The 18,353-nt window shown below is 61.1% G+C and carries 21 protein-coding genes; 17 read left to right on the top strand and 4 right to left on the bottom strand.

From position 1 onward, the window contains the following. Position 1 precedes the first annotated feature (1 nt). From CQ007_RS08660 to CQ007_RS08720, 13 genes are all read left to right on the top strand, one after another. On the top strand, positions 2–523 hold the full coding sequence (locus CQ007_RS08660; RefSeq protein ID WP_105645140.1) for a YceD family protein: 522 nt from the start codon (positions 2–4) through the stop codon (positions 521–523). An 18-nt stretch (positions 524–541) separates the two neighbouring features. Continuing rightward, positions 542–724 carry a 50S ribosomal protein L32 gene (rpmF, locus tag CQ007_RS08665; RefSeq protein ID WP_074778555.1) on the top strand — a complete coding sequence of 61 codons (183 nt, stop codon included), beginning with the start codon at positions 542–544 and terminating at the stop codon, positions 722–724. Between the two features lie 3 nt (positions 725–727). Further along, positions 728–1,750 (top strand): phosphate acyltransferase PlsX, encoded by a 1,023-nt coding sequence (gene plsX / locus CQ007_RS08670; protein WP_256582238.1) that lies wholly within the window; start codon positions 728–730, stop codon positions 1,748–1,750. Between the two features lie 61 nt (positions 1,751–1,811). Then, positions 1,812–2,750, top strand: coding sequence for an ACP S-malonyltransferase (gene fabD / locus CQ007_RS08675; RefSeq protein ID WP_105645144.1), 939 nt, complete (start codon positions 1,812–1,814; stop codon positions 2,748–2,750). A gap of 10 nt (positions 2,751–2,760) precedes the next feature. Then, on the top strand, positions 2,761–3,504 hold the full coding sequence (gene fabG, locus CQ007_RS08680; RefSeq protein ID WP_105645146.1) for a 3-oxoacyl-ACP reductase FabG: 744 nt from the start codon (positions 2,761–2,763) through the stop codon (positions 3,502–3,504). Between the two features lie 180 nt (positions 3,505–3,684). Next, positions 3,685–3,921 carry an acyl carrier protein gene (gene acpP / locus CQ007_RS08685; RefSeq protein WP_044499790.1) on the top strand — a complete coding sequence of 79 codons (237 nt, stop codon included), beginning with the start codon at positions 3,685–3,687 and terminating at the stop codon, positions 3,919–3,921. Between the two features lie 238 nt (positions 3,922–4,159). Further along, positions 4,160–5,398: a beta-ketoacyl-ACP synthase II gene (fabF, locus tag CQ007_RS08690; protein ID WP_105645148.1), complete on the top strand. Its 1,239-nt coding sequence runs from the start codon at positions 4,160–4,162 to the stop codon at positions 5,396–5,398. A 14-nt stretch (positions 5,399–5,412) separates the two neighbouring features. After that, a complete protein-coding gene (pabC, locus tag CQ007_RS08695) occupies positions 5,413–6,243 on the top strand; it encodes an aminodeoxychorismate lyase (RefSeq protein WP_105645284.1) in 831 nt (276 codons plus the stop codon). Further along, positions 6,240–7,319, top strand: coding sequence for an endolytic transglycosylase MltG (gene mltG, locus CQ007_RS08700; RefSeq protein WP_371919811.1), 1,080 nt, complete (start codon positions 6,240–6,242; stop codon positions 7,317–7,319). Before pabC ends, mltG begins: the two co-directional genes overlap by 4 nt. Next, positions 7,316–7,948 carry a dTMP kinase gene (tmk, locus tag CQ007_RS08705; protein WP_105645150.1) on the top strand — a complete coding sequence of 211 codons (633 nt, stop codon included), beginning with the start codon at positions 7,316–7,318 and terminating at the stop codon, positions 7,946–7,948. The genes mltG and tmk overlap by 4 nt, the downstream gene beginning before the upstream one ends. Further along, on the top strand, positions 7,941–8,936 hold the full coding sequence (locus CQ007_RS08710) for a DNA polymerase III subunit delta' (protein WP_105645151.1): 996 nt from the start codon (positions 7,941–7,943) through the stop codon (positions 8,934–8,936). The genes tmk and CQ007_RS08710 overlap by 8 nt, the downstream gene beginning before the upstream one ends. Before the next feature lie 34 nt (positions 8,937–8,970). Next, the gene (locus tag CQ007_RS08715) at positions 8,971–9,327 is read left to right on the top strand and encodes a PilZ domain-containing protein (protein WP_105645153.1); all 357 of its coding nucleotides are present in this window, start codon (positions 8,971–8,973) and stop codon (positions 9,325–9,327) included. A gap of 2 nt (positions 9,328–9,329) precedes the next feature. Further along, the gene (locus CQ007_RS08720) at positions 9,330–10,109 is read left to right on the top strand and encodes a TatD family hydrolase (protein ID WP_105645155.1); all 780 of its coding nucleotides are present in this window, start codon (positions 9,330–9,332) and stop codon (positions 10,107–10,109) included. A gap of 9 nt (positions 10,110–10,118) precedes the next feature. Here CQ007_RS08720 and wrbA read toward each other — a convergent pair whose 3' ends face one another. From wrbA to CQ007_RS08735, 3 genes are all read right to left on the bottom strand, one after another. Then, positions 10,119–10,718, bottom strand: coding sequence for an NAD(P)H:quinone oxidoreductase (gene wrbA, locus CQ007_RS08725; protein WP_105645157.1), 600 nt, complete (start codon positions 10,716–10,718; stop codon positions 10,119–10,121). A 111-nt stretch (positions 10,719–10,829) separates the two neighbouring features. Next, entirely contained in the window at positions 10,830–11,528 is a 699-nt protein-coding gene (locus CQ007_RS08730) for a pirin family protein (protein ID WP_105645159.1), read from the bottom strand. 343 nt (positions 11,529–11,871) lie between these two features. After that, the gene (locus CQ007_RS08735) at positions 11,872–13,029 is read right to left on the bottom strand and encodes an aminotransferase class V-fold PLP-dependent enzyme (protein WP_105645161.1); all 1,158 of its coding nucleotides are present in this window, start codon (positions 13,027–13,029) and stop codon (positions 11,872–11,874) included. Positions 13,030–13,200: 171 nt separating this feature from the next. Between CQ007_RS08735 and CQ007_RS08740 the strand changes: the two genes are divergently transcribed. Further along, complete coding sequence (locus CQ007_RS08740) at positions 13,201–13,839, top strand: TetR/AcrR family transcriptional regulator (RefSeq protein ID WP_105645163.1); 639 nt, start codon at positions 13,201–13,203, stop codon at positions 13,837–13,839. Positions 13,840–13,996: 157 nt separating this feature from the next. Further along, complete coding sequence (locus tag CQ007_RS08745; protein ID WP_105645288.1) at positions 13,997–14,932, top strand: amidohydrolase family protein; 936 nt, start codon at positions 13,997–13,999, stop codon at positions 14,930–14,932. Between the two features lie 48 nt (positions 14,933–14,980). Here CQ007_RS08745 and CQ007_RS08750 read toward each other — a convergent pair whose 3' ends face one another. Further along, on the bottom strand, positions 14,981–16,666 hold the full coding sequence (locus CQ007_RS08750; RefSeq protein WP_105645165.1) for a carboxylesterase/lipase family protein: 1,686 nt from the start codon (positions 16,664–16,666) through the stop codon (positions 14,981–14,983). Between the two features lie 178 nt (positions 16,667–16,844). Here CQ007_RS08750 and CQ007_RS08755 point away from each other — a divergent pair, with 178 nt between their 5' ends. Next, on the top strand, positions 16,845–17,744 hold the full coding sequence (locus CQ007_RS08755; RefSeq protein WP_105645167.1) for a radical SAM protein: 900 nt from the start codon (positions 16,845–16,847) through the stop codon (positions 17,742–17,744). Further along, entirely contained in the window at positions 17,741–18,352 is a 612-nt protein-coding gene (locus CQ007_RS08760) for a DUF4823 domain-containing protein (RefSeq protein WP_256582240.1), read from the top strand. The genes CQ007_RS08755 and CQ007_RS08760 overlap by 4 nt, the downstream gene beginning before the upstream one ends. Position 18,353: the final 1 nt, after the last annotated feature.

The following is an 18,353-nucleotide window of genomic DNA, read 5'->3' on the forward strand; positions in this document are numbered from 1 at the left end:
TATGTCTGGACCCATACCTGCACACATAGAACCGCGTCGGCTAGTTGACCGTGGAATCGTCCTGAAAGGGATCGTACCCACCGCCAAGATGCCCCGCCTCAGCGCCTTGCTTGACGCTCCCGCAGGAGATGTTCAGGTCGAGCTTTCCTTTGCGCGGGACGAGCAGGGCGTCAGTGCCATGCACGGGCATTACCAGGTCGAGGTCGCGCAAATCTGTCAGCGCTGCCTTGAGCAGGTGGTGCTGGCACTGGATACCGAATGTGATGTGGGATTTGTGGCAAGTGACGAGGCAGCGAAGAACCTGCCGCGGCATTATGAACCGGTTATTGTGGATGAAGAGGCGCTCGATCTGCATGCGCTGATCGAGGATGAACTGCTGCTGGCTCTGCCGGCGGTTCCGATGCATCCGATGGGAACATGTCAGCACCCGCCAGGCTATCAGCCTGATACGGCGGAGCCTGAGGAAGAAGCTGAAAGGCCCAACCCCTTTAGTGTGCTGGCCAAGTTGAAACGCGATACCTGAGCTTAGGAGCTTAAAGTCATGGCTGTACAGCAGAACAAAAAGTCTCGTTCCGCACGTGGCATGCGTCGTTCGCACGATGCACTGACCTCGGCGGCACTGTCCGTAGATCAAACTACCGGCGAGACTCATCTTCGTCACCACGTGTCCCCGGATGGCTTCTATCGTGGCCGTCAGGTGGTCAACAAGGACAACGACGAATAAGTCTTGTCCACGTCAGTCCGCTTAGCGATTGATGTGATGGGCGGGGACTTCGGTCCCCGCTGCATTATCCCCGCCGTTGCCCGCTGCCTACAGCAGATTCCCGGGTTCAAGGTCGTTCTGGTCGGTTCTCCCGAACCCATGGCCAGTCTCTGTGCAAAACACCTCCTGCCTGGCGATCGCGTCAGTTTCGTTCATACTTCCGAAATCATTCTTGCCGATGATCTGCCCGCCAGCGTGCTGCGCAGCAAGCGTGATGCGTCCATGCGCGTGGCTATCGAGCAGGTACGTGACGGCAATGCCGATGGCTGCCTGAGCGCCGGCAATACCGGGGCGTTGATGGTGTTGGCCAAGACCCTGCTGGGGACCGTGGAAGGCATTCAGCGACCAGCGATCATGGCGGCGTTGCCAGTGGCCGGCAAGTTCTGTCATGTGCTGGACCTGGGGGCCAATGTCGATTGCACGGCACGCCAGTTGTTCGAATTCGCGGTGATGGGCTCCGAGGCGGTGTCCGAGTTGACTGGCATCGATCGGCCCCGGGTCGGCCTGCTGAATATCGGCAGCGAGATCAACAAGGGCTCGCTGCGGGTGCGCGAGGTGTCCGAGCTGTTGCGCGATAGCCGCTCATTGAACTACATCGGCCATATAGAAGGTAATGAGCTGTTCCATGACCGGGCCGATGTGGTGGTGTGTGATGGCTTTGTCGGCAATGTGGTGCTCAAGGCCAGTGAAGGCCTGGCGGATTACATGCAGGACGAGATGCATCGGGCGCTATCCGGCAATCTGCTGTTGCGGCTGATGGCGCCCTTGCTGCGCCGGGCGCTCAAGCCGATGGGGGAGCGTCTGGACCCTCACCAGTACAACGGCGTCAGTCTGCTGGGGCTGCAGGGTGTGGTGGTCAAGAGCCACGGCAATGCCGGGCAGCATGCCTTCGAAGTGGCGATCAGGCAGGCGGTACGCGCCTGTCAATCGGACATGCCGCAGCGGATTGCCGGGCGGCTGGCCCGTTGCCGGAATGAACTGTTGTGACCTGCATGACTGCCTGGTCATCCTAGACGGAATTATTTCATTGATAAATGAGGAAGGTTGCATGACTCAAACCCTCGCTTTCGTATTTCCCGGGCAAGGCTCACAGGCTGTCGGCATGCTCGCCGGGCTGGCCGAGCAATACGGCCTGATTGGCGAAACCTTTGCCGAGGCTGCCGATGCGCTGGGATACGATCTATGGCAACTGTGCCAGAACGGACCGGAAGCCGAGCTGAACCGGACCGATCGCACCCAGCCGGCGATCCTCGCTGCTTCCGTCGCGCTGTGGCGCCTGTGGGCCGCCAACTCCGAGGCGCGTCCGGCCTTTGTTGCCGGCCACAGCCTGGGCGAATACTCCGCGCTGGTGGCTGCCGGGGTAATCGGTTTTGCCGACGCCCTGCGCCTGGTCGAGCGCCGTGGACAGTTGATGCAGCAGGCGGTGCCGGCAGGTGAGGGCGGCATGGCGGCGATCCTCGGCCTGACTGATGAGCAGATCATCCAGTTGTGCAGCGAGGCGGCGCAGGGTGAGGTGGTCAGTGCAGTGAACTTCAATGCCCCGGGGCAGGTGGTGATCGCCGGTCAGGCCGCTGCTGTGCAGCGGGCCATCGACGGTTGCAAGGCCGCTGGTGCCAAGCGTGCCATCGCTCTGCCGGTCAGTGTGCCTTCGCATTGTGCGCTGATGCGGCCGGCTGCCGAGCAACTGGCGAAGGATTTTGCCGGGCTGAGCTGGCAGTCGCCGCAGATCACTCTGGTGCAGAACGTCACGGCCCGGCCGGCGGCGGATCTGGATGCGCTGCGCAGCCAGTTGGTCGAACAGCTGTACAGCCCTGTGCGCTGGGTCGAGAGTGTGGAATACATGGCCGCCCAAGGTGTCACCGATCTGATTGAATGTGGTCCCGGCAAGGTGTTGTCGGGCCTGAACAAGCGCTGCGCCAAAGGTGTTGCGACTCACAACCTGGACAGCGTGGACGGCTTTGCCGCAGCCCTTGCCCAGTTTGCCTAAGGAGACCGATATGAGTCTGGAAGGAAAAGTAGCGCTGGTTACCGGCGCCAGTCGGGGTATCGGGCAGGCCATCGCCCATGCCCTGGCAGCCCAGGGAGCAACTGTCATCGGCACTGCGACCAGTGATGCCGGTGCCGCGTCGATTGCCGAAAAACTCGCTGCGGCGGGGTATCAGGGCACCGGCATGAAGCTGGATGTGCGCGACCCGGCCTCGGTCAGCGAGGTGCTGGAACGCATCGCGGCGGAATACGCTGCGCCAGCTATTCTGGTCAATAATGCCGGGATAACCGCCGATAATCTGCTTATGCGCATGAAAGATGATGAGTGGGATGATGTCATTAGCACCAACCTGGGCTCGGTTTACCGTCTGTCCAAGGCGGTACTGCGTGGCATGACCAAAGCCCGTTGGGGGCGTATCATCTGCATCAGTTCCGTGGTCGCCGGTATGGGCAACGGCGGGCAGTCCAATTATGCTGCCGCAAAAGCCGGCATGGAGGGCTTCGCCCGGGCACTGGCCCGCGAGGTGGGTTCCCGCGGTATCACCGTCAATGCGGTGGCACCCGGATTTATCGATACGGACATGACTCGTGCACTGAACGACAGTCAGCGCTCGGTCATGCTCGAACAGATTCCGCTGGGGCGTCTCGGCCAGGCCGAGGAAATTGCTGCAGTGGTGGCGTTTCTTGCCGGTGAGCCGGCTGGATATATCACCGGGGCAACCATTCCGGTGAACGGCGGTATGTTCATGGGTTAAACTCCGGCACCTTCGGGCCGCCAATGGAGTTTGACTGGTTGAGAACCGACCCGGTGCGAGCTGTCTGGGCCGGGCTGTTTTGGCACAGAAGCATTTCCAGCTTGAAAACTCGGGAATTCTTTCTATAAACTACCCGCAGTCCGGCTTATCGGAACTGCAAATTAGGAGTGAGAACAAGGTATGAGTACCATCGAAGAGCGCGTCAAGAAAATTGTTGCCGAACAACTCGGCGTCAAAGAAGAAGAAGTAACCAACAGTGCTTCCTTTGTTGAAGATCTTGGCGCTGACTCCCTGGACACCGTTGAGCTGGTGATGGCTCTCGAAGAAGAATTCGAGACCGAAATTCCGGATGAAGAAGCCGAGAAGATCACCACCGTGCAAGAAGCAATCAACTACGTGAACGCGCACCAGAAGTAATCACGCAGTCTGCTTGCAGGTCGAAAGAAGCCGCAGTCCTGGTATCGGAACTGCGGCTTTTTTTGTGGCCTGCCATTCATGGCGGCCACCCTTGCGGGCTATCGCTGCGCGATGCGAAGAATCGCTCCCGGTGATTTTTTGTGGCCAGCTGTCCATGGCGGCAATCATTCAGTTGCCGCGCCGGTCCTTTATGCGGACAATAGCCCGCTGTCAAAAGAGTTGAATTAAGGAGTCTCCTTTGTCGCGTAGACGCGTCGTGGTAACCGGCCTGGGTATGTTGAGCCCGCTCGGCAATACGGTTGAAAGCAGCTGGCAGGCAGCTTTGGCAGGTAAAAGCGGCATCGCTCCCATTGAACATATGGACGTGAGCGCTTTCTCTACCCGTTTTGGGGGTTCGATCCGTGGTTTCGAGATCGAGCCGTACATGACCGCCAAGGAAGCCCGCAAGCTGGATCTGTTCATTCAGTACGGCATCGCGGCCTGCATGCAGGCGTTGAACGAGTCGGGGCTGGAAATCAGCGATGCCAACCGTGACCGCATCGGCGTGTCCATGGGGTCGGGTATCGGCGGTCTGACCAATATCGAGCATAACCATGAGTTGCTGCTCAACAGTGGCCCGCGGCGGATTTCTCCTTTCTTCGTGCCCGGCTCGATCGTCAACATGGTGGCCGGCTACCTGTCGATCCAGTATGGCCTGCGTGGTCCGAACTACGCCCTGACCACCGCCTGCACCACGGGCACACACAGCATCGGCATGGCCGCGCGCAACATCGCCTATGGCGAGGCGGACGTGATGATTGCCGGTGGCTCGGAAATGGCTACCAGCGGCCTGGGGCTTGGCGGTTTCAGCGCAGCACGTGCGCTGTCGACCCGCAATGACGAGCCGCAGAAGGCCAGCCGTCCGTGGGACAGCGAGCGTGACGGCTTCGTGCTGTCCGACGGTTCCGGCGCCATGGTGCTGGAGGAATACGAACACGCCAAGGCGCGCGGCGCGCATATCCATGCCGAGCTGATCGGGTTTGGCATGAGTGGTGATGGCTATCATATGACCGCGCCACCGGAAGACGGTCGGGGTGCGGCGATGTGCATGGGCAATGCCCTGCGTGATGCCGGTATCGACCCTGAGCAGGTGGGCTACATCAACGCCCACGGTACTTCCACCCTGGCTGGTGATCTGGCCGAAACCCGTGCGGTGGAAAGCGTCTTCGGCGAGCATGCTCGCGCACTGGCGATGAGTTCGACCAAGTCCATGACTGGCCATCTGCTGGGTGCCGCGGGGGCCGTCGAGGCTATCTTCAGTGTGTTGGCCCTGCGCGACCAGGCGGCACCGCCCACCATCAACCTGGATAATCCGGGTGAAGGCTGCAATCTCGACTATGTCGCCCATGAGGCACAGTCGCGCAAACTGGATGTGGCCGTATCCAACTCCTTCGGCTTCGGTGGCACCAACGGCAGCCTGGTGTTCCGCCGACTCTGATGGACAGCAGCCGGATGGCCACTCCAACCGACACCAACTGCCTGGTCAATGGTGTACCAGGCAGCCTGGTCTCGGTCCGGGATCGCGGCCTGGCCTACGGTGATGGCCTGTTCGAAACCATTCGGGTGAGTCGTGGCGTCGCCACCCTGGCCGACCGGCATTTCCAGCGGTTGGCCCAGGGGGCGGCTGTGCTGCACATACCGCTGGACCTGCAGCTGGTGAGGGAAGAGGTTGTCAGCCGTGCTGCCGCAATCGGCAGCGGACTGCTCAAACTGACCATCACCCGGGGCGAGTCCCAGCGTGGCTACGCCATGCCGCCGCAGCCTGCGCCCAACCGCATCCTGCAATCCTCGCCGTTGCCCGATTATCCGGCGGCCAACGCGGAGCAGGGCATTTCCCTGTACCCTTGCACCATGCGCTTGGGATACCAGCCGTTACTGGCCGGCCTCAAGCACCTCAATCGGCTGGAGCAGGTATTGGCGCGCAGCGAATGGCAGGGTGCCGAACATGCCGAAGGACTGGTATGCGATCTGGCCGGCCACCCCATTGAATGCACCATGAGCAATCTGTTCGTCCGGCTTCAGCACGGGTGGGTCACGCCGGCGCTCGACCAGTGCGGTGTGCGCGGTGTGATGCGTGACTATCTGCTGCAGCAACTGGCCAGTCGCGGCGAGCCGGTTGCCGAGCGTCGCATCAGCCTCGACGAATTGCTGGCAGCGGAAGAGATATTCTGCTGCAACAGCGTATTCGGCGTCTGGCCGATCGTCGCGCTGGATGAGCACCGCTGGCCGGTTGGCCCGCATACACGGTTTGTGCAAACCCTGGCAAAGCAGGTTCTGAGTTGAAGGCGTTTATCAAGTTTCTAGGTTTAGTGATTGTTTTTTCAGCGATTTCCGTTGCTGCAATAGGGGCGTGGGCTTACTTCACCCTGCAAGCGACGCTGACTCAGCCGCTGCAGATCGAGATCGTCGACACCCTGGAGGTGCCGCCTGGCAGCACGCCGGCGCGGATCCTGGCCGGGCTGGAAAGTCGCGGTGTTATCCAGCGGGCCAGTTGGGTGCGGCGTTACTGGCAATGGCAGATGCCCGACACCATATTGCACGCTGGTGAATACCGGCTCGAGCCTGGCATGACCGTCAACGGCCTGCTGGAGCTATTGCAGAGTGGTGAGGTGGTGCAGCGCAGTATTACCCTGGTCGAGGGCTGGAATTTCAGCCAGTTCCGCGATGCGTTGGCCAGGGCCGAGCGCCTGGAGCAGACGCTGCCGCGGGAGTGGAGCAATGATCAGGTGGCAGCCGAGCTGACGCTGGCCGAGGACCACCCGGAAGGGCTGTTCTTCCCCGACACCTATCTGTATACCCTGGGCATGAGTGACCGGGACATTCTCAAACGCGCTTATGAGCGTATGCAGCGGGTATTGGCCGAGGCCTGGGAGCAGCGGATTCCTGGGCTGCCGATCGATAGTCCCTACGAGGCACTGATCCTGGCCTCGATCATCGAGAAGGAAACCGGGGTACCGCATGAGCGTGGCGAGATTGCCGGGGTATTCACCAGACGCCTGCAGAAAGGCATGCGCCTGCAGACCGATCCCACGGTGATCTACGGCATGGGCGAGAGCTGGCAGGGCAATATCCGTCGCAGCGATCTGCGCCAGGCCACGCCGTACAATACCTACACCATCGATGGCCTGCCGCCGACGCCGATTGCCATGCCCGGGCGTGATTCATTGCTGGCGGCAGTCAACCCGACCCCGGGCAAGACCTTGTTCTTCGTGGCCCGCGGCGATGGCTCCCATGTGTTTTCCGAAACCCTGCAGCAGCACAACAGGGCGGTGCGCCATTATCAGATCCTGCGGCGCGCGCCCAACTATCGTTCCAGTCCGCCACCGGCGGAGCCAACAGACAACGGGGCTGCCGAATGAGTGGACTGTTCATCACCTTTGAAGGCCCGGAAGGCGCCGGAAAGTCGACCAATCTCAAGGTCTTTGCCCAGGCGCTGGCGGAACGCGGCTGCCCGCCGGTGATCACCCGCGAGCCTGGTGGGACCCCGGTGGCCGAACGTATCCGCGATGTGCTGCTGAGCATGCACGAGGAGCCGATGCACGCCGACGCCGAACTGCTGCTGATGTTCGCTGCCCGTGCGCAGCATCTCAACGGCCTGATCCGCCCGGCGCTGGCGGAAGGCAAGGTGGTCATCAGCGACCGCTTTACCGATGCCACCTATGCCTACCAGGGTGGCGGCCGTGGTATCGACCCACAGCGCATTGCGGTGCTGGAAGATTGGGTGCAGGGCGACCTGCGCCCGGACATGGTCGTCGTGTTCGATGTGCCGGTGGAGCTGGGCATGGCCCGCGCCCGGGCGCGCAGTGAGCTGGACCGCTTCGAGCAGGAGCAGCAACGTTTCTTTGAAAACGTCCGGGATACCTACCTGCGACGTGCGGCAGCTGACCCGCAGCGCTATCGGGTGATCGACGCCAGCGGTGATCTGGACCAGGTGCGTCAGGCCATGCAGCCACTGATAGACGAAGTGCTGGAGCGCGCCCATGGCTGAGCAGGCCGTGTTGCCTTGCCCCTGGCACCTGCCGGTATGGACTGCGCTGACCGCCCGGACCCGGCATGCCCATGCCTACCTGTTCGGCGGCCTGCCGGGTGTCGGCAAGCGTCTGTTCGCCGAAGCCTTCGCCGCCAGCCTGCTGTGCCTGCAGCCAGAGTCAGGGCATGCATGTGGACACTGCCGCAGTTGCCAACTGCGGCTGGCAGGCAGTCATCCGGATCGGCTGGTGGTGGAGCCGGAAGAGCAGGGCAAGGCCATCCGCATCGATGCCGTCCGTCAATTGGCAGACTTCATGGGCCAGACGGCGCAGCAGGGTGGGCGCAAGGTGATCATCCTGCACCCGGCCGAGGCGATGAACCTGAATGCCGCCAATGCCTTGCTCAAGTCGCTGGAAGAGCCGACCGCCGAAACCTACCTGCTGCTGGTCAGCGACCAGCCGAGCCGGCTACTGCCGACCATCCGTAGCCGCTGCCGCGTGCAGACGCTGCCCACGCCGAGTGCTGAGCAGGCCCAGGCGTGGTTGGCCGAGCGCCTGCCGGAACTGGCTGCAGAGCAGCACGCGGCCTTGCTGCTGATGGCCGGTGGCGCACCGCTGCGGGCGCTGACATTGCATGAAATGGACGCCGCCAGCCTGCGCCAGCAGGTCGTGGAAGGCGTCAAGGCGCTGCTGAAAAGCCAGCAGTCGGCTTCACAGCTGGCCGAGCGCTGGCCGAGCCTGCCGTTGGAGCTGCTGGCCGATTGGTTCTGCGACTGGACGCTGGACCTGCTGCGACTGAAGACTGGTGCCAGTGACACACCGGCCAATGCCGACATGGACAAGGTGTTGCCCTACATGGCGCGGCATGTGCGTATGCCGGCGCTGCTGAGTTGGCAGAGCTGGCTGCTGGAACACCGGGGCATGTTGCTGGGCAAGGCCAACCTGAATCGGGTACTGTTCATCGAGACACTGCTGATCCGATGGAAGCAACTGATGGAAAGACGCTAACCTGAATTCGCCGAGTACACACAAGGACAACGTTATGAACACAGCGACTGCGCCAGGACCCCGCAACGGCATTCTTTCACTGACCATCAAGGACAAGTCGGTGCTGTATGCCGCCTACATGCCTTTCATAAAACATGGCGGGATGTTCATTCCCACCAACAAATCCTATCGCCTCGGCGATGAGGTATTCATGCTGCTCAACCTGATGGAAGAACCGGAAAAGATTCCGGTGGCCGGCAAGGTCATCTGGATCACGCCCAGGGGCGCGCAGGGCAACCGCGCAGCCGGTATCGGCGTGCAGTTCAGCGACCAGGACAGCACCGCCCGCAGCAAGATCGAAACCTACCTGGCCGGTGCGCTCAAATCGGACCGCCCGACCCATACCATGTGACCATGCTGATAGATTCCCATTGCCATCTCGACCGACTCGACCTCACCGCCCATGACGGCAGCCTCGACAATGCGCTGAATGCCGCTCGCGCCCGTGGCGTGGGCAAGTTCCTGTGCATCGGGGTGGACGCAGCCAATGCCCCGGTGGTCAAACAACTGGCCGAACAGTACGAGGATGTATGGTGCAGTGTCGGTATCCACCCACTGGATCTGAGCCGCAACGAGGCGACCGACCTTGCCTGGCTGCTGCAGGCGCTGGATCACTCCCGGGTGGTGGCGATCGGCGAGACCGGGCTGGACTACCACTACCAGCCGGAGATGGCCGAGGCGCAACAGGCGTCCTTCCGCTGTCACCTGCAGGCCGCGCGCCAGACCGGCAAGCCGGTCATCATCCATACCCGTGAAGCCCGTGCCGATACGCTGGAGCTGCTGCGCGAGGCTGATCTGCCGCAGGCCGGGGTGCTGCATTGCTTCACCGAAGACTGGGACATGGCCCGGGCAGCACTGGATATGGGCTACTACATATCCCTGTCCGGCATCGTTACCTTCCGCAATGCCGAGGCGCTACGCGAGGTGGCCCGGCGGGTGCCCGCCGATCGTCTGCTGGTGGAGACCGACTCGCCCTACCTGGCACCCGTGCCGCATCGTGGCAAGCCGAACGAGCCGCAGTTCGTCCATGAGGTGGCGGCCGCGCTGGCGCAGATACGTGGCGAGTCGGAGGAAACCCTGTGGGAGAACACCACCGCCAACTTCCACCGGCTGTTCCCCCTGGCCATCAACTGACAGCGGCCATCAGCCCTTGAGCTTGCTGGCGATCTGGGCCACATGCTGGCCCTGATGGCGGGCAATGCCCAGTTCGCGTTCATCGGGTTGACGTGATCCATCTCCGCCGGCAATGGTCGAGGCACCATAAGGTGTACCGCCACCAACCTGGGAAATATCGAACAGCGCTGGAGTGGTATAACCGATCGGTACTATGATCATGCCGTGGTGCGCCAGGGTGGTCCAGGTGGAGGTGATGGTCATCTCTTCACCACCGCCGGTACCGGTGGAGGTGAACACACTGGCGACCTTTCCGGCCAGCGCGCCCTTGGCCCACAGACCGCCGGTCTGGTCGAGGAAATTGCGCATCTGCCCGGACATGTTGCCGAAGCGGGTCGGGGTACCGAAGATGATGGCATCATAGTCGGCCAGCTCCGCCGGGCTGGCCACGGCGGCCTGTTGATCGGTCTTGCCGCCCGCGGCGGCAAATGCTTCGGCATTCATGGTCTCCGGAACCCGCTTGATGGTGACCTCGACGCCGGATACGCCGCGCGCCCCTTCGGCGACCGCCTCGGCCATGGTTTCGATATGACCGTACATGGAATGGTAAAGCACTAGTATTTTCGCCATGATCGCTTCCTCTTCAATGGATGGGCTGTAGCCTGAGGCCCATGGATTACATGCAGTGTAGGTTAAAAAGATCATTTTCCGGGGCGCTGACAACGCCTCGGCGGTGCCCGCTCAGTTCACATCCACCAGCACTATCTCGCTGGTCTCGGTAGCCACGACCCGTAACAGGTCCTCGTCCCGGATAGCCAGCCCGTCGCCAGCAGTGGCAGCTACACCATTGACTTCGATGCGACCGCTGGCCGGCACCATATAGACCTTGCGGCCCTTGGCGACGGCATAGTCCGCGGTTTGTCCGGCCTGCAATGTGGCTGCCACCAGGCGTGCATCGGCACGGATCTTCAACGCCTCGGTGTCTTCCGGCATACCACTGGCCAGAGCGACGAAAGAGCCGCTGCGTTCCCCCCTGGGGAACTGACGAGTGCCCCAGGAGGGCGGCAGGCCTTTCTCATCGGGCAATATCCATATCTGGAAAAGTCGGGTTTCCTCATCCTCCATGTTGTATTCACTGTGGGCGATGCCGGTGCCGGCGCTCATCACCTGTACGTCGCCCGCCACCGTCCGCCCCTCATTACCGAGGTTGTCGCGATGGGTGATCGCACCAGCGCGGACGTAGGTGATGATTTCCATATCCTGGTGCGGATGGCCGGGAAAGCCCGACTGGGGGGCGATGATGTCATCGTTCCACACTCGCAGATGGCCCCAGTGCATGCGCTTGGGATCGTGATATCCGGCGAACGAAAAGTGATGACGGGCATCCAGCCAGCCATGGTTGGCTCTGCCCAGTTGTGTGTAGGGACGTAATTCGATCATGAGTCTCTCCCTTCATTCAGGTTGCTGGCCACCGGGTCGGTGGGTCAATGACAAACATGATCAATCAGTTTGATCGGGATAAAAAGCGCATAAATTGCGCTTAATATATCTAATATATAGATGTTTTCAGGTTTCTCCACGCCCATAAAAAAACCCGAATTCCGGGGGAAGAATTCGGGTCAAGACCATTAGGAGTGATACAGAAACGGGCAGAGCCCGTTTCTGTCAGGCTGGCACTTGGGGGAGATGCCAGAACCTGATGTGGTAAGTATTGTCGGTATTCACCGCATTTCCACCTTGAAAGGCCTCTTGGTTAAACTCATTTGGAATAACTTTATCCAGCTTATCGTGACCGGTTGTAGTGTTGTTGCAGAGCGCTGCGCAGAATGGCCAGCGCGTTGTCCAGCACCTGCTGAGAAGTATAGAAGTGCGGTGACCAGCGAATCCCGCCCCCGCGCTCGGCACAGACGATGCCCGCGTCTTTCAGCTGCTGGAACAGCCAGGCATTGGGGCAGTCGCCGATGGTGAAGGTGACAATACCCGCGCGGCGCTCCGGTGTGCTGGGGCTGAGAATGCGTGCTCCGGGAATGGCGGCTATCGAGTGCAGCAGATAGGCGGTGCGCTGTTGCAACGCCTCCTGGATACGCTTGAGGCCGACCTCCAGCAACAGCTCCAGACTGGCGGACAGGGCGTGCTGGGCCAGGGTATTGGGGCTGCCGGGCTCGAAACGCCGTGCGGTGCTGGCCGGGACCCAGTCCTCACGGTCATAGTCGCCCATGGCCTCGACCATATGCCAGCCGAACTGGGTCAGTTTTAGGCGATCGCGGGCTTCGCGCCGGCAATAGAACACGCCGAGCCCTTCGGGGCCGAGCAGCCACTTGTGCCCATCGGCCATCGCGAAGTCGCAGTCAATGGCCTGTACATCGAAGGGCAGGGCGCCCAGGGACTGGATGGCATCCACGCAGAACAGAATGTTGCGCTCGCGGCAGGCGCGCCCGAGACGTTCCAGGTCCATGCGCAGCCCACTGGCATATTGCACCGAGCTGATGCTGAGCAGGCGTGTGGCCGGTCCCATCGCCGCGATCAGCGCCGCTTCGGGGTCCCCATCCAGACTGACCTGGCGTACGGTGACGCCGCGTCCTTCCAGCGCCTGCCAGGGGATGCGGTTGGAGGGAAACTCCTGATCGCTGATCAGTACTTCATCACCCGCGGCCCAGTCCAGGCCCATGGCAACCAGCGACAATGCCTCGGAGGTATTCTTGACCAGTGCGATATCGCCCTTGCCGGGGGCATTGAGCAGGGTCTGCAATTGCCCGCGCAGCCGATGTTCCAATTGAATCCAGCGGGGGTAGTCGCGCGCACCCTGATGGATGTTTTCCCGGGCGAAGGCACTTACCGCATCCGCTGCACGTTTTGGCCAGGGCGCCACAGCGGCGTGATTCAGATAACAGATACTTGGGTCGTGGGGAAACTCGTCATCCCACAATGCATCATGAAGCATGGTCAGGTCCTGTCCGGGTTACGTTGAGATTGATGATAGCGTGGCTGCAGGCAAACGACAGGGGATAGTGAATGTGTGATGAATTTCCGGTCATTTTAGTACCGGAAGTGTGCAAGGGGTCATGAAATTGGCATAATGCGCACTCATCGTCACGCCCATGCAGGTAAGCATATGCAGAAAGAATCACGCAAAATCCGGGAGTTTCGCCGTCGGGAACAGGAAATCCTGGCTGCGGCGTTGCGATTGTTCCTCGAACAGGGGGAGGACAGCGTCACGGTCGAGATGATCGCCGATGAGGTGGGCATCGGCAAGGGCACCATCTACAAGCATTTCAAGTCCAAGGCCGAGATCTATCTGCGCCTGATGCTCGACTATGAGCGCGACCTGGCCGAGCTGCTGCATTCGGAAACCATCGAAAAGGACCGCGAGGCTCTGTCACGTGAATACTTTGCCTTCCGCATGAGCGATCCCGAGCGCTATCGCCTGTTCGACCGCCTGGAGGAAAAGGTGGTCAAGGCCAACCAGATGCCGGAACTGATCGAGCAATTGCATGGCATTCGCGCCTCCAACTTCAATCATCTGACCGGAGTCATTCAGGAACGGATCGATGAAGGCAAGCTGGAGGATGTGCCGGCGTACTTCCATTACTGTGCCGCCTGGGCGCTGGTGCATGGAGCCATGTCCATGTATCACTCACCGTTCTGGCAAGATGTCATCAAGGACAAGGAAGGCTACATGCGCTTTCTGACGGATATGGGAGTGCGCATGGGTAATCGCTCCAAGCGCCGGAAGGAGGGTGATCCTGCCTGAGGGGTGTCCGGTGAACTTTGCCGGTCGCCGTTGGGTCTACAGGGGCGATCGACTTACACAGGAGTGGCCCCGTTTGCAGTTCATTCGTTCAGGTTTATGTATCGTCGCGGCGCTGTGCGCGTTGGCGGCGCAGGCGCGTGATTACAACTACACCGATATGCACCTGCACTATGTCGACTTCTTCCAGGAAACCGACGGCATGGCCGCCCTGCTGGAGCAGATGGATGCGCATGGCATCGGACATGTCATGATCAGCGGTGTGCCGGTGGCCAAGAAATGGCATGAGAACGAGCCGCGGCGGCCACGCTATTACGCTGGTGATGACGCCAGCGTGTACTGGTACAGCGCCACCGACAACATAGTGGCGCATGCGCTGGAACAGCTTGATGCGCAGCAGCGCCAGCGCTTCCATCCGTTTCTCTCCGGCTTCAATCCCAACGACAAGAATGCCGATGTGCATGTGCGTCGCATGCTGGAGATGTACCCGGGCATGTGGCAGGGCCTTGGCGAGGTGTTCACCCGGCATGACGACCTCACTGCGCTGACCAATGGCGATACCCCCCGAGCCAACGGCGAGGCCATGGAGCGTATCTATTTTCTGGCAGCCGAACATGATCTGCCGGTGCTGATCCACAGCAACATCACTTCCAAGCGTGAGCGCAATCCGTTGTATCTCCCAGAGCTGGAAGAGTCCCTGCGCGATCATCCGCAGGTGCGTTTCATCTGGGCCCACGCCGGCACCAGCATGGAGATCCACCGTCACCAGGATAAGCTGGAGTTCCTGTTCGACGAGGTGGAGCGGATGCTGGGGCTGTACCCCAATCTGTATATCGACCTGTCCTGGACCATGCGCGAACCCTATCTGCTGGACGCCAAGGGCGAGCCTGACCCGCAATGGCTGCAACTGGTCGAGCGTTTCCCCGACCGCTTCATGATCGGTTCGGACGTGGTGGGGCGCTTCAGGAACCTGGGCGAGCAGATGCGCAGTTTCGATGTATTCCTCGATGCGCTGCCCGAGGCGGTAGCACACAAGGTGGCGAGCACCAATTTTCTGGACATATTGCCGAAGCAGAAAGCGGCGCAGGATGATTGAAACAGTTGGTTAGCGGCGCCGGCAGATGCCGGCGTCGCTGAACGAGTATTACCTGACAGGAAGGTTGATCGGCGGGTTTGCCCAATAAGCGCACTGGTGAGCAGTACTGAAATCACTTTGACCAACCGCCGCCGGCGTTGGTGCATCGAGGCGCAGGATTTCGCCATTCGCGGTCAAACGCGGCCATTCGACTGCTTCTGCCGCACCGTCGATATCATTGGGTCCGATAGCTGGATCATCACCGTATTTCGCGAAATTGGTCCAGTAGCGGGCCATATGTTCCGCCAATGCGAGCTGAGCGGCTCCAGCGCCACGTTGGGTCAACGTCTGCTCCGAGCTCAGTACATACTGGATCTCGAAGGAATGGGCTGCACCAAGAGGGAAAGGTGCCGATATGTCGCCGAGAATATTTGGCGCATCCCGGTCAGTGAACCAGTATCCCCAGGTATCCACATGGTTTCTCAACAGGCCCCACTGGGTATCGTTGGGGCAATTGAAACGCCAATCGGTCCCTATTGCGGTATAGGCATTGGCGAATTGCAGCAAGCCGGGGGGCTGCTCGGCCAGATAGTCGGCGGCGATCTGGCCGGCATTCAACAATGGGTTTTCCGCCAGCAGCTTGGTAACCGCGGTTTCATAGCCCCCTGCCGTGAACAGGTCTTCCCCATCACCCAGGGCCAGCAAGGTAAAGAGCGCTCCTTCATCAAGGTTGCTGCCCATCATCACCGGTACCTGGTTGAAGTCTCCGGAGGCCAGGGCCTGGTTGATGGATATGGGCAGGGTGTCGGTGCCGGTGACCGGTAGAATATTGCCTGGCTGGGCGGCGAGAATTTCTTCCACCGAAAGTTCACGCAGGCACTCCAGCAGTTCCGCTTCTGCGGCAGTGGCGCAATCGGTTTGGGCGATGGTCGGCAACCCGAACAGTTGCTGGCCTCCCGGGATGGTGAATGGTCCCTGGGACGTCTCTTGCAGGGCAATCTGGTCACCGTTGTAAGAGCCGCTTTGCACTACGGCCTTGTGGAACAGCCCTGCGGCAGCGGGCGAGGCCAGCTGGCTGAGAACGCTGTGTCCACCGGCGGACTCGCCGAAGAGAGTGATATTGTCTGGGTCCCCGTCGAACTCGGCAATGTTTTCCCGCACCCACTGCAACGCCAGCTGTTGATCCTGCAAGCCGAAGTTGGCATCGCCCAGCGCCTCATGGGGCAGGAAGCCCAGTGCGCCGAGACGGTAGTTCAGCGTCACCACCACCACGCCTTGCTCTACCAGGCGCGATGGGTCATAGCTGGGGCCGCCGGAGCCATAGATGAAGGCACCACCATGGATCCATACCGTGACCGGGTAATCGCCGGGCTCCTCGGGAGCATATACATTGAGGAACAGGCAGTCTTCATTGAGGCTGGCTTCACCGAAGGGGCTGGCGGCCTGCGGACAACTGCTACCGAAGGCGTCGCTGAGCTCGATGGCGGTGGCATGGGTGGGTGGTAGCTCCGGGGCGGCAAAGCGCTCGGCTACCCCGTAACGGATACCGCGGAATACCCGCATACCCGCATCACTGATGCCAATATAATCGCCCTGCTGTGTAGTGACCGTCAGCGAGTTGTCGGGAGCGCTGCCGCCACCACTGTTGCTGCTCCCGCCGCCACCCCCGGACAGGCAGCCGCCGAGGCTGATGGCCAGGGCCAGGGTGGAAAGGGAGAGTACGAGGCGCTTGGAGGTATTGGTGCTTTTGTGCATTGTTATTATCCGTGTGATGATCCAGCCGACGGCACTGGCAAAGTGCCTTGTGTTGGTAGGCAAACCTTAAAATAATTGGCGGAGGCGCGCTAAACCCATACGGGTGAGGCTGCGGGCTGGCAGACCCTGGCTGCGTCATCCGGTAAACTGCATGCCGGACTTTCACAAGGAGCGATTGATGTCAGCCCAGGTCAGCTTTCCCATCGACTACATCGAACCGGTATTCCGGCCGCCGAGCGAGGCGCATTCGCTGATCCTGCCGGTGACCAATGGCTGCTCATGGAACCAGTGCACCTTCTGTGACATGTATACCGCTCCACAGAAGAAGTTCCGGGCCCGGGACGAGCAGCAGGTGCTCGACGAGATCCGTCGCAGCGGCGAGCGCCTGATAGTGCAACGGGTGTTCCTGGCGGATGGGGATGCCATGGTGCTGCCAACCCACCGCTTGCTGCGTATCCTTGAAGCGATAGGTGAGCACATGCCCGAGGTGCAGCGGGTCACTTCCTACTGTCTGCCGCGCAATCTACGGCGCAAGTCGGTGGATGATCTGCGGCAGCTGCGCGAGGCGGGACTGCAGATGCTGTACGTTGGTGCCGAATCGGGCGACGACCAGGTGTTGCAGCGGGTGAACAAGGGCGAGACCTTCGACTCCACGGCCGAGGCCCTGCTCAAGGCCAGGGAGGCCGGCTTGCAGACCTCGGTGATGATCCTCAACGGGCTGGGCGGGCAATCCCTGACCGAGCAGCATGCAGCGAACTCGGCAAGGCTGATGAATCTGACCCAGCCTGATTATCTGTCGACCCTGGTGGTCAGCTTTCCACATGGCATGGCACGTTACCAGGCACAGTTCCCGGACTTCCAGCCGTTGGACCAGGCTGGGCTGTTCCGGGAGGCCGAACGGTTTCTCTCGGCATTGGAGCTCAGCAGTACGGTGTTTCGCAGTGACCATGCTTCCAACTACCTGGTGCTCAAGGGCGTTCTCGGCGCGGACAAGCCGCGGCTGCTGGCGCAGGTGCGCGAGGCCATCGAACAACCCGAGCAAGCCGGGCTCCGCCCGGAATGGATGCGTGGATTATGAAACCGAGCGTCTTGATTCCCGGCATGATGACCATCCTGGCGCTGCTGTTGCTGGCTGGCTGCACGCCGTCACAGATGCGCGATGAGGGGCGTTACTACCTCAGTGATGCCGGTCTGCTGGACAATTATCAGATCAAGCGCAGCGGCAACTGGCGTTTGCAGGCCGATTCACGGTTGTATATCGGCCAGAGCCATTTCGTCCCGGTCGGGCATGTCTATGCCAGGCCGAATATTCTCGCCGAGGAAGCCTTTGCCGCCGCGGTGCAGGTATTCCCCATGGTGCAGCGGGCAGAGCAGCCGCTGGGACTGGATCAGGCGCTGATGCGCACCCGCGAGCAGGGGCTGGACTATCTGCTGTACACCCGCTTTGCCAGTGCCCAGAGCAGTGCCGGAACCCAGCCGAGCGAACAGGCTGCCCAGCAGGGGCATGTCGGGCGGGACCGGGTGGTGTTGCAGTTGCTGCTGATGGAAGCGTCGAGCGAGCGGGTCATCGACTTCGTTACCATCGAGAGCCGCACGGGCTTTCTGGCTTTCTACAAGTCGCGCCCGGAGGATCTGCTGCGGGAACCGATGCAGGACTATACCCGTCAACTATTGGGCAGGCCCTGAG

It is taken from the genome of Pseudomonas sp. MYb185, assembly GCF_002979975.1.
In the GTDB taxonomy this organism is placed as follows: domain Bacteria; phylum Pseudomonadota; class Gammaproteobacteria; order Pseudomonadales; family Pseudomonadaceae; genus Halopseudomonas.

Excerpts from the sequence above, each read along its gene's own strand:
- CQ007_RS08660 (WP_105645140.1), top strand. The coding sequence starts at position 2 with ATGTCTGGACCCATACCTGCACACATAGAACCGCGTCGGCTAGTTGAC.
- rpmF (WP_074778555.1), top strand. The coding sequence starts at position 542 with ATGGCTGTACAGCAGAACAAAAAGTCTCGTTCCGCACGTGGCATGCGT.
- fabD (WP_105645144.1), top strand. The coding sequence starts at position 1,812 with ATGACTCAAACCCTCGCTTTCGTATTTCCCGGGCAAGGCTCACAGGCT.
- fabG (WP_105645146.1), top strand. The coding sequence starts at position 2,761 with ATGAGTCTGGAAGGAAAAGTAGCGCTGGTTACCGGCGCCAGTCGGGGT.
- acpP (WP_044499790.1), top strand. The coding sequence starts at position 3,685 with ATGAGTACCATCGAAGAGCGCGTCAAGAAAATTGTTGCCGAACAACTC.
- pabC (WP_105645284.1), top strand. The coding sequence starts at position 5,413 with ATGGCCACTCCAACCGACACCAACTGCCTGGTCAATGGTGTACCAGGC.
- tmk (WP_105645150.1), top strand. The coding sequence starts at position 7,316 with ATGAGTGGACTGTTCATCACCTTTGAAGGCCCGGAAGGCGCCGGAAAG.
- CQ007_RS08710 (WP_105645151.1), top strand. The coding sequence starts at position 7,941 with ATGGCTGAGCAGGCCGTGTTGCCTTGCCCCTGGCACCTGCCGGTATGG.
- CQ007_RS08715 (WP_105645153.1), top strand. The coding sequence starts at position 8,971 with ATGAACACAGCGACTGCGCCAGGACCCCGCAACGGCATTCTTTCACTG.
- CQ007_RS08720 (WP_105645155.1), top strand. The coding sequence starts at position 9,330 with ATGCTGATAGATTCCCATTGCCATCTCGACCGACTCGACCTCACCGCC.
- wrbA (WP_105645157.1), bottom strand. The coding sequence starts at position 10,718 with ATGGCGAAAATACTAGTGCTTTACCATTCCATGTACGGTCATATCGAA.
- CQ007_RS08730 (WP_105645159.1), bottom strand. The coding sequence starts at position 11,528 with ATGATCGAATTACGTCCCTACACACAACTGGGCAGAGCCAACCATGGC.
- CQ007_RS08735 (WP_105645161.1), bottom strand. The coding sequence starts at position 13,029 with ATGCTTCATGATGCATTGTGGGATGACGAGTTTCCCCACGACCCAAGT.
- CQ007_RS08740 (WP_105645163.1), top strand. The coding sequence starts at position 13,201 with ATGCAGAAAGAATCACGCAAAATCCGGGAGTTTCGCCGTCGGGAACAG.
- CQ007_RS08745 (WP_105645288.1), top strand. The coding sequence starts at position 13,997 with ATGCACCTGCACTATGTCGACTTCTTCCAGGAAACCGACGGCATGGCC.
- CQ007_RS08750 (WP_105645165.1), bottom strand. The coding sequence starts at position 16,666 with ATGCACAAAAGCACCAATACCTCCAAGCGCCTCGTACTCTCCCTTTCC.
- CQ007_RS08755 (WP_105645167.1), top strand. The coding sequence starts at position 16,845 with ATGTCAGCCCAGGTCAGCTTTCCCATCGACTACATCGAACCGGTATTC.
- CQ007_RS08760 (WP_256582240.1), top strand. The coding sequence starts at position 17,741 with ATGAAACCGAGCGTCTTGATTCCCGGCATGATGACCATCCTGGCGCTG.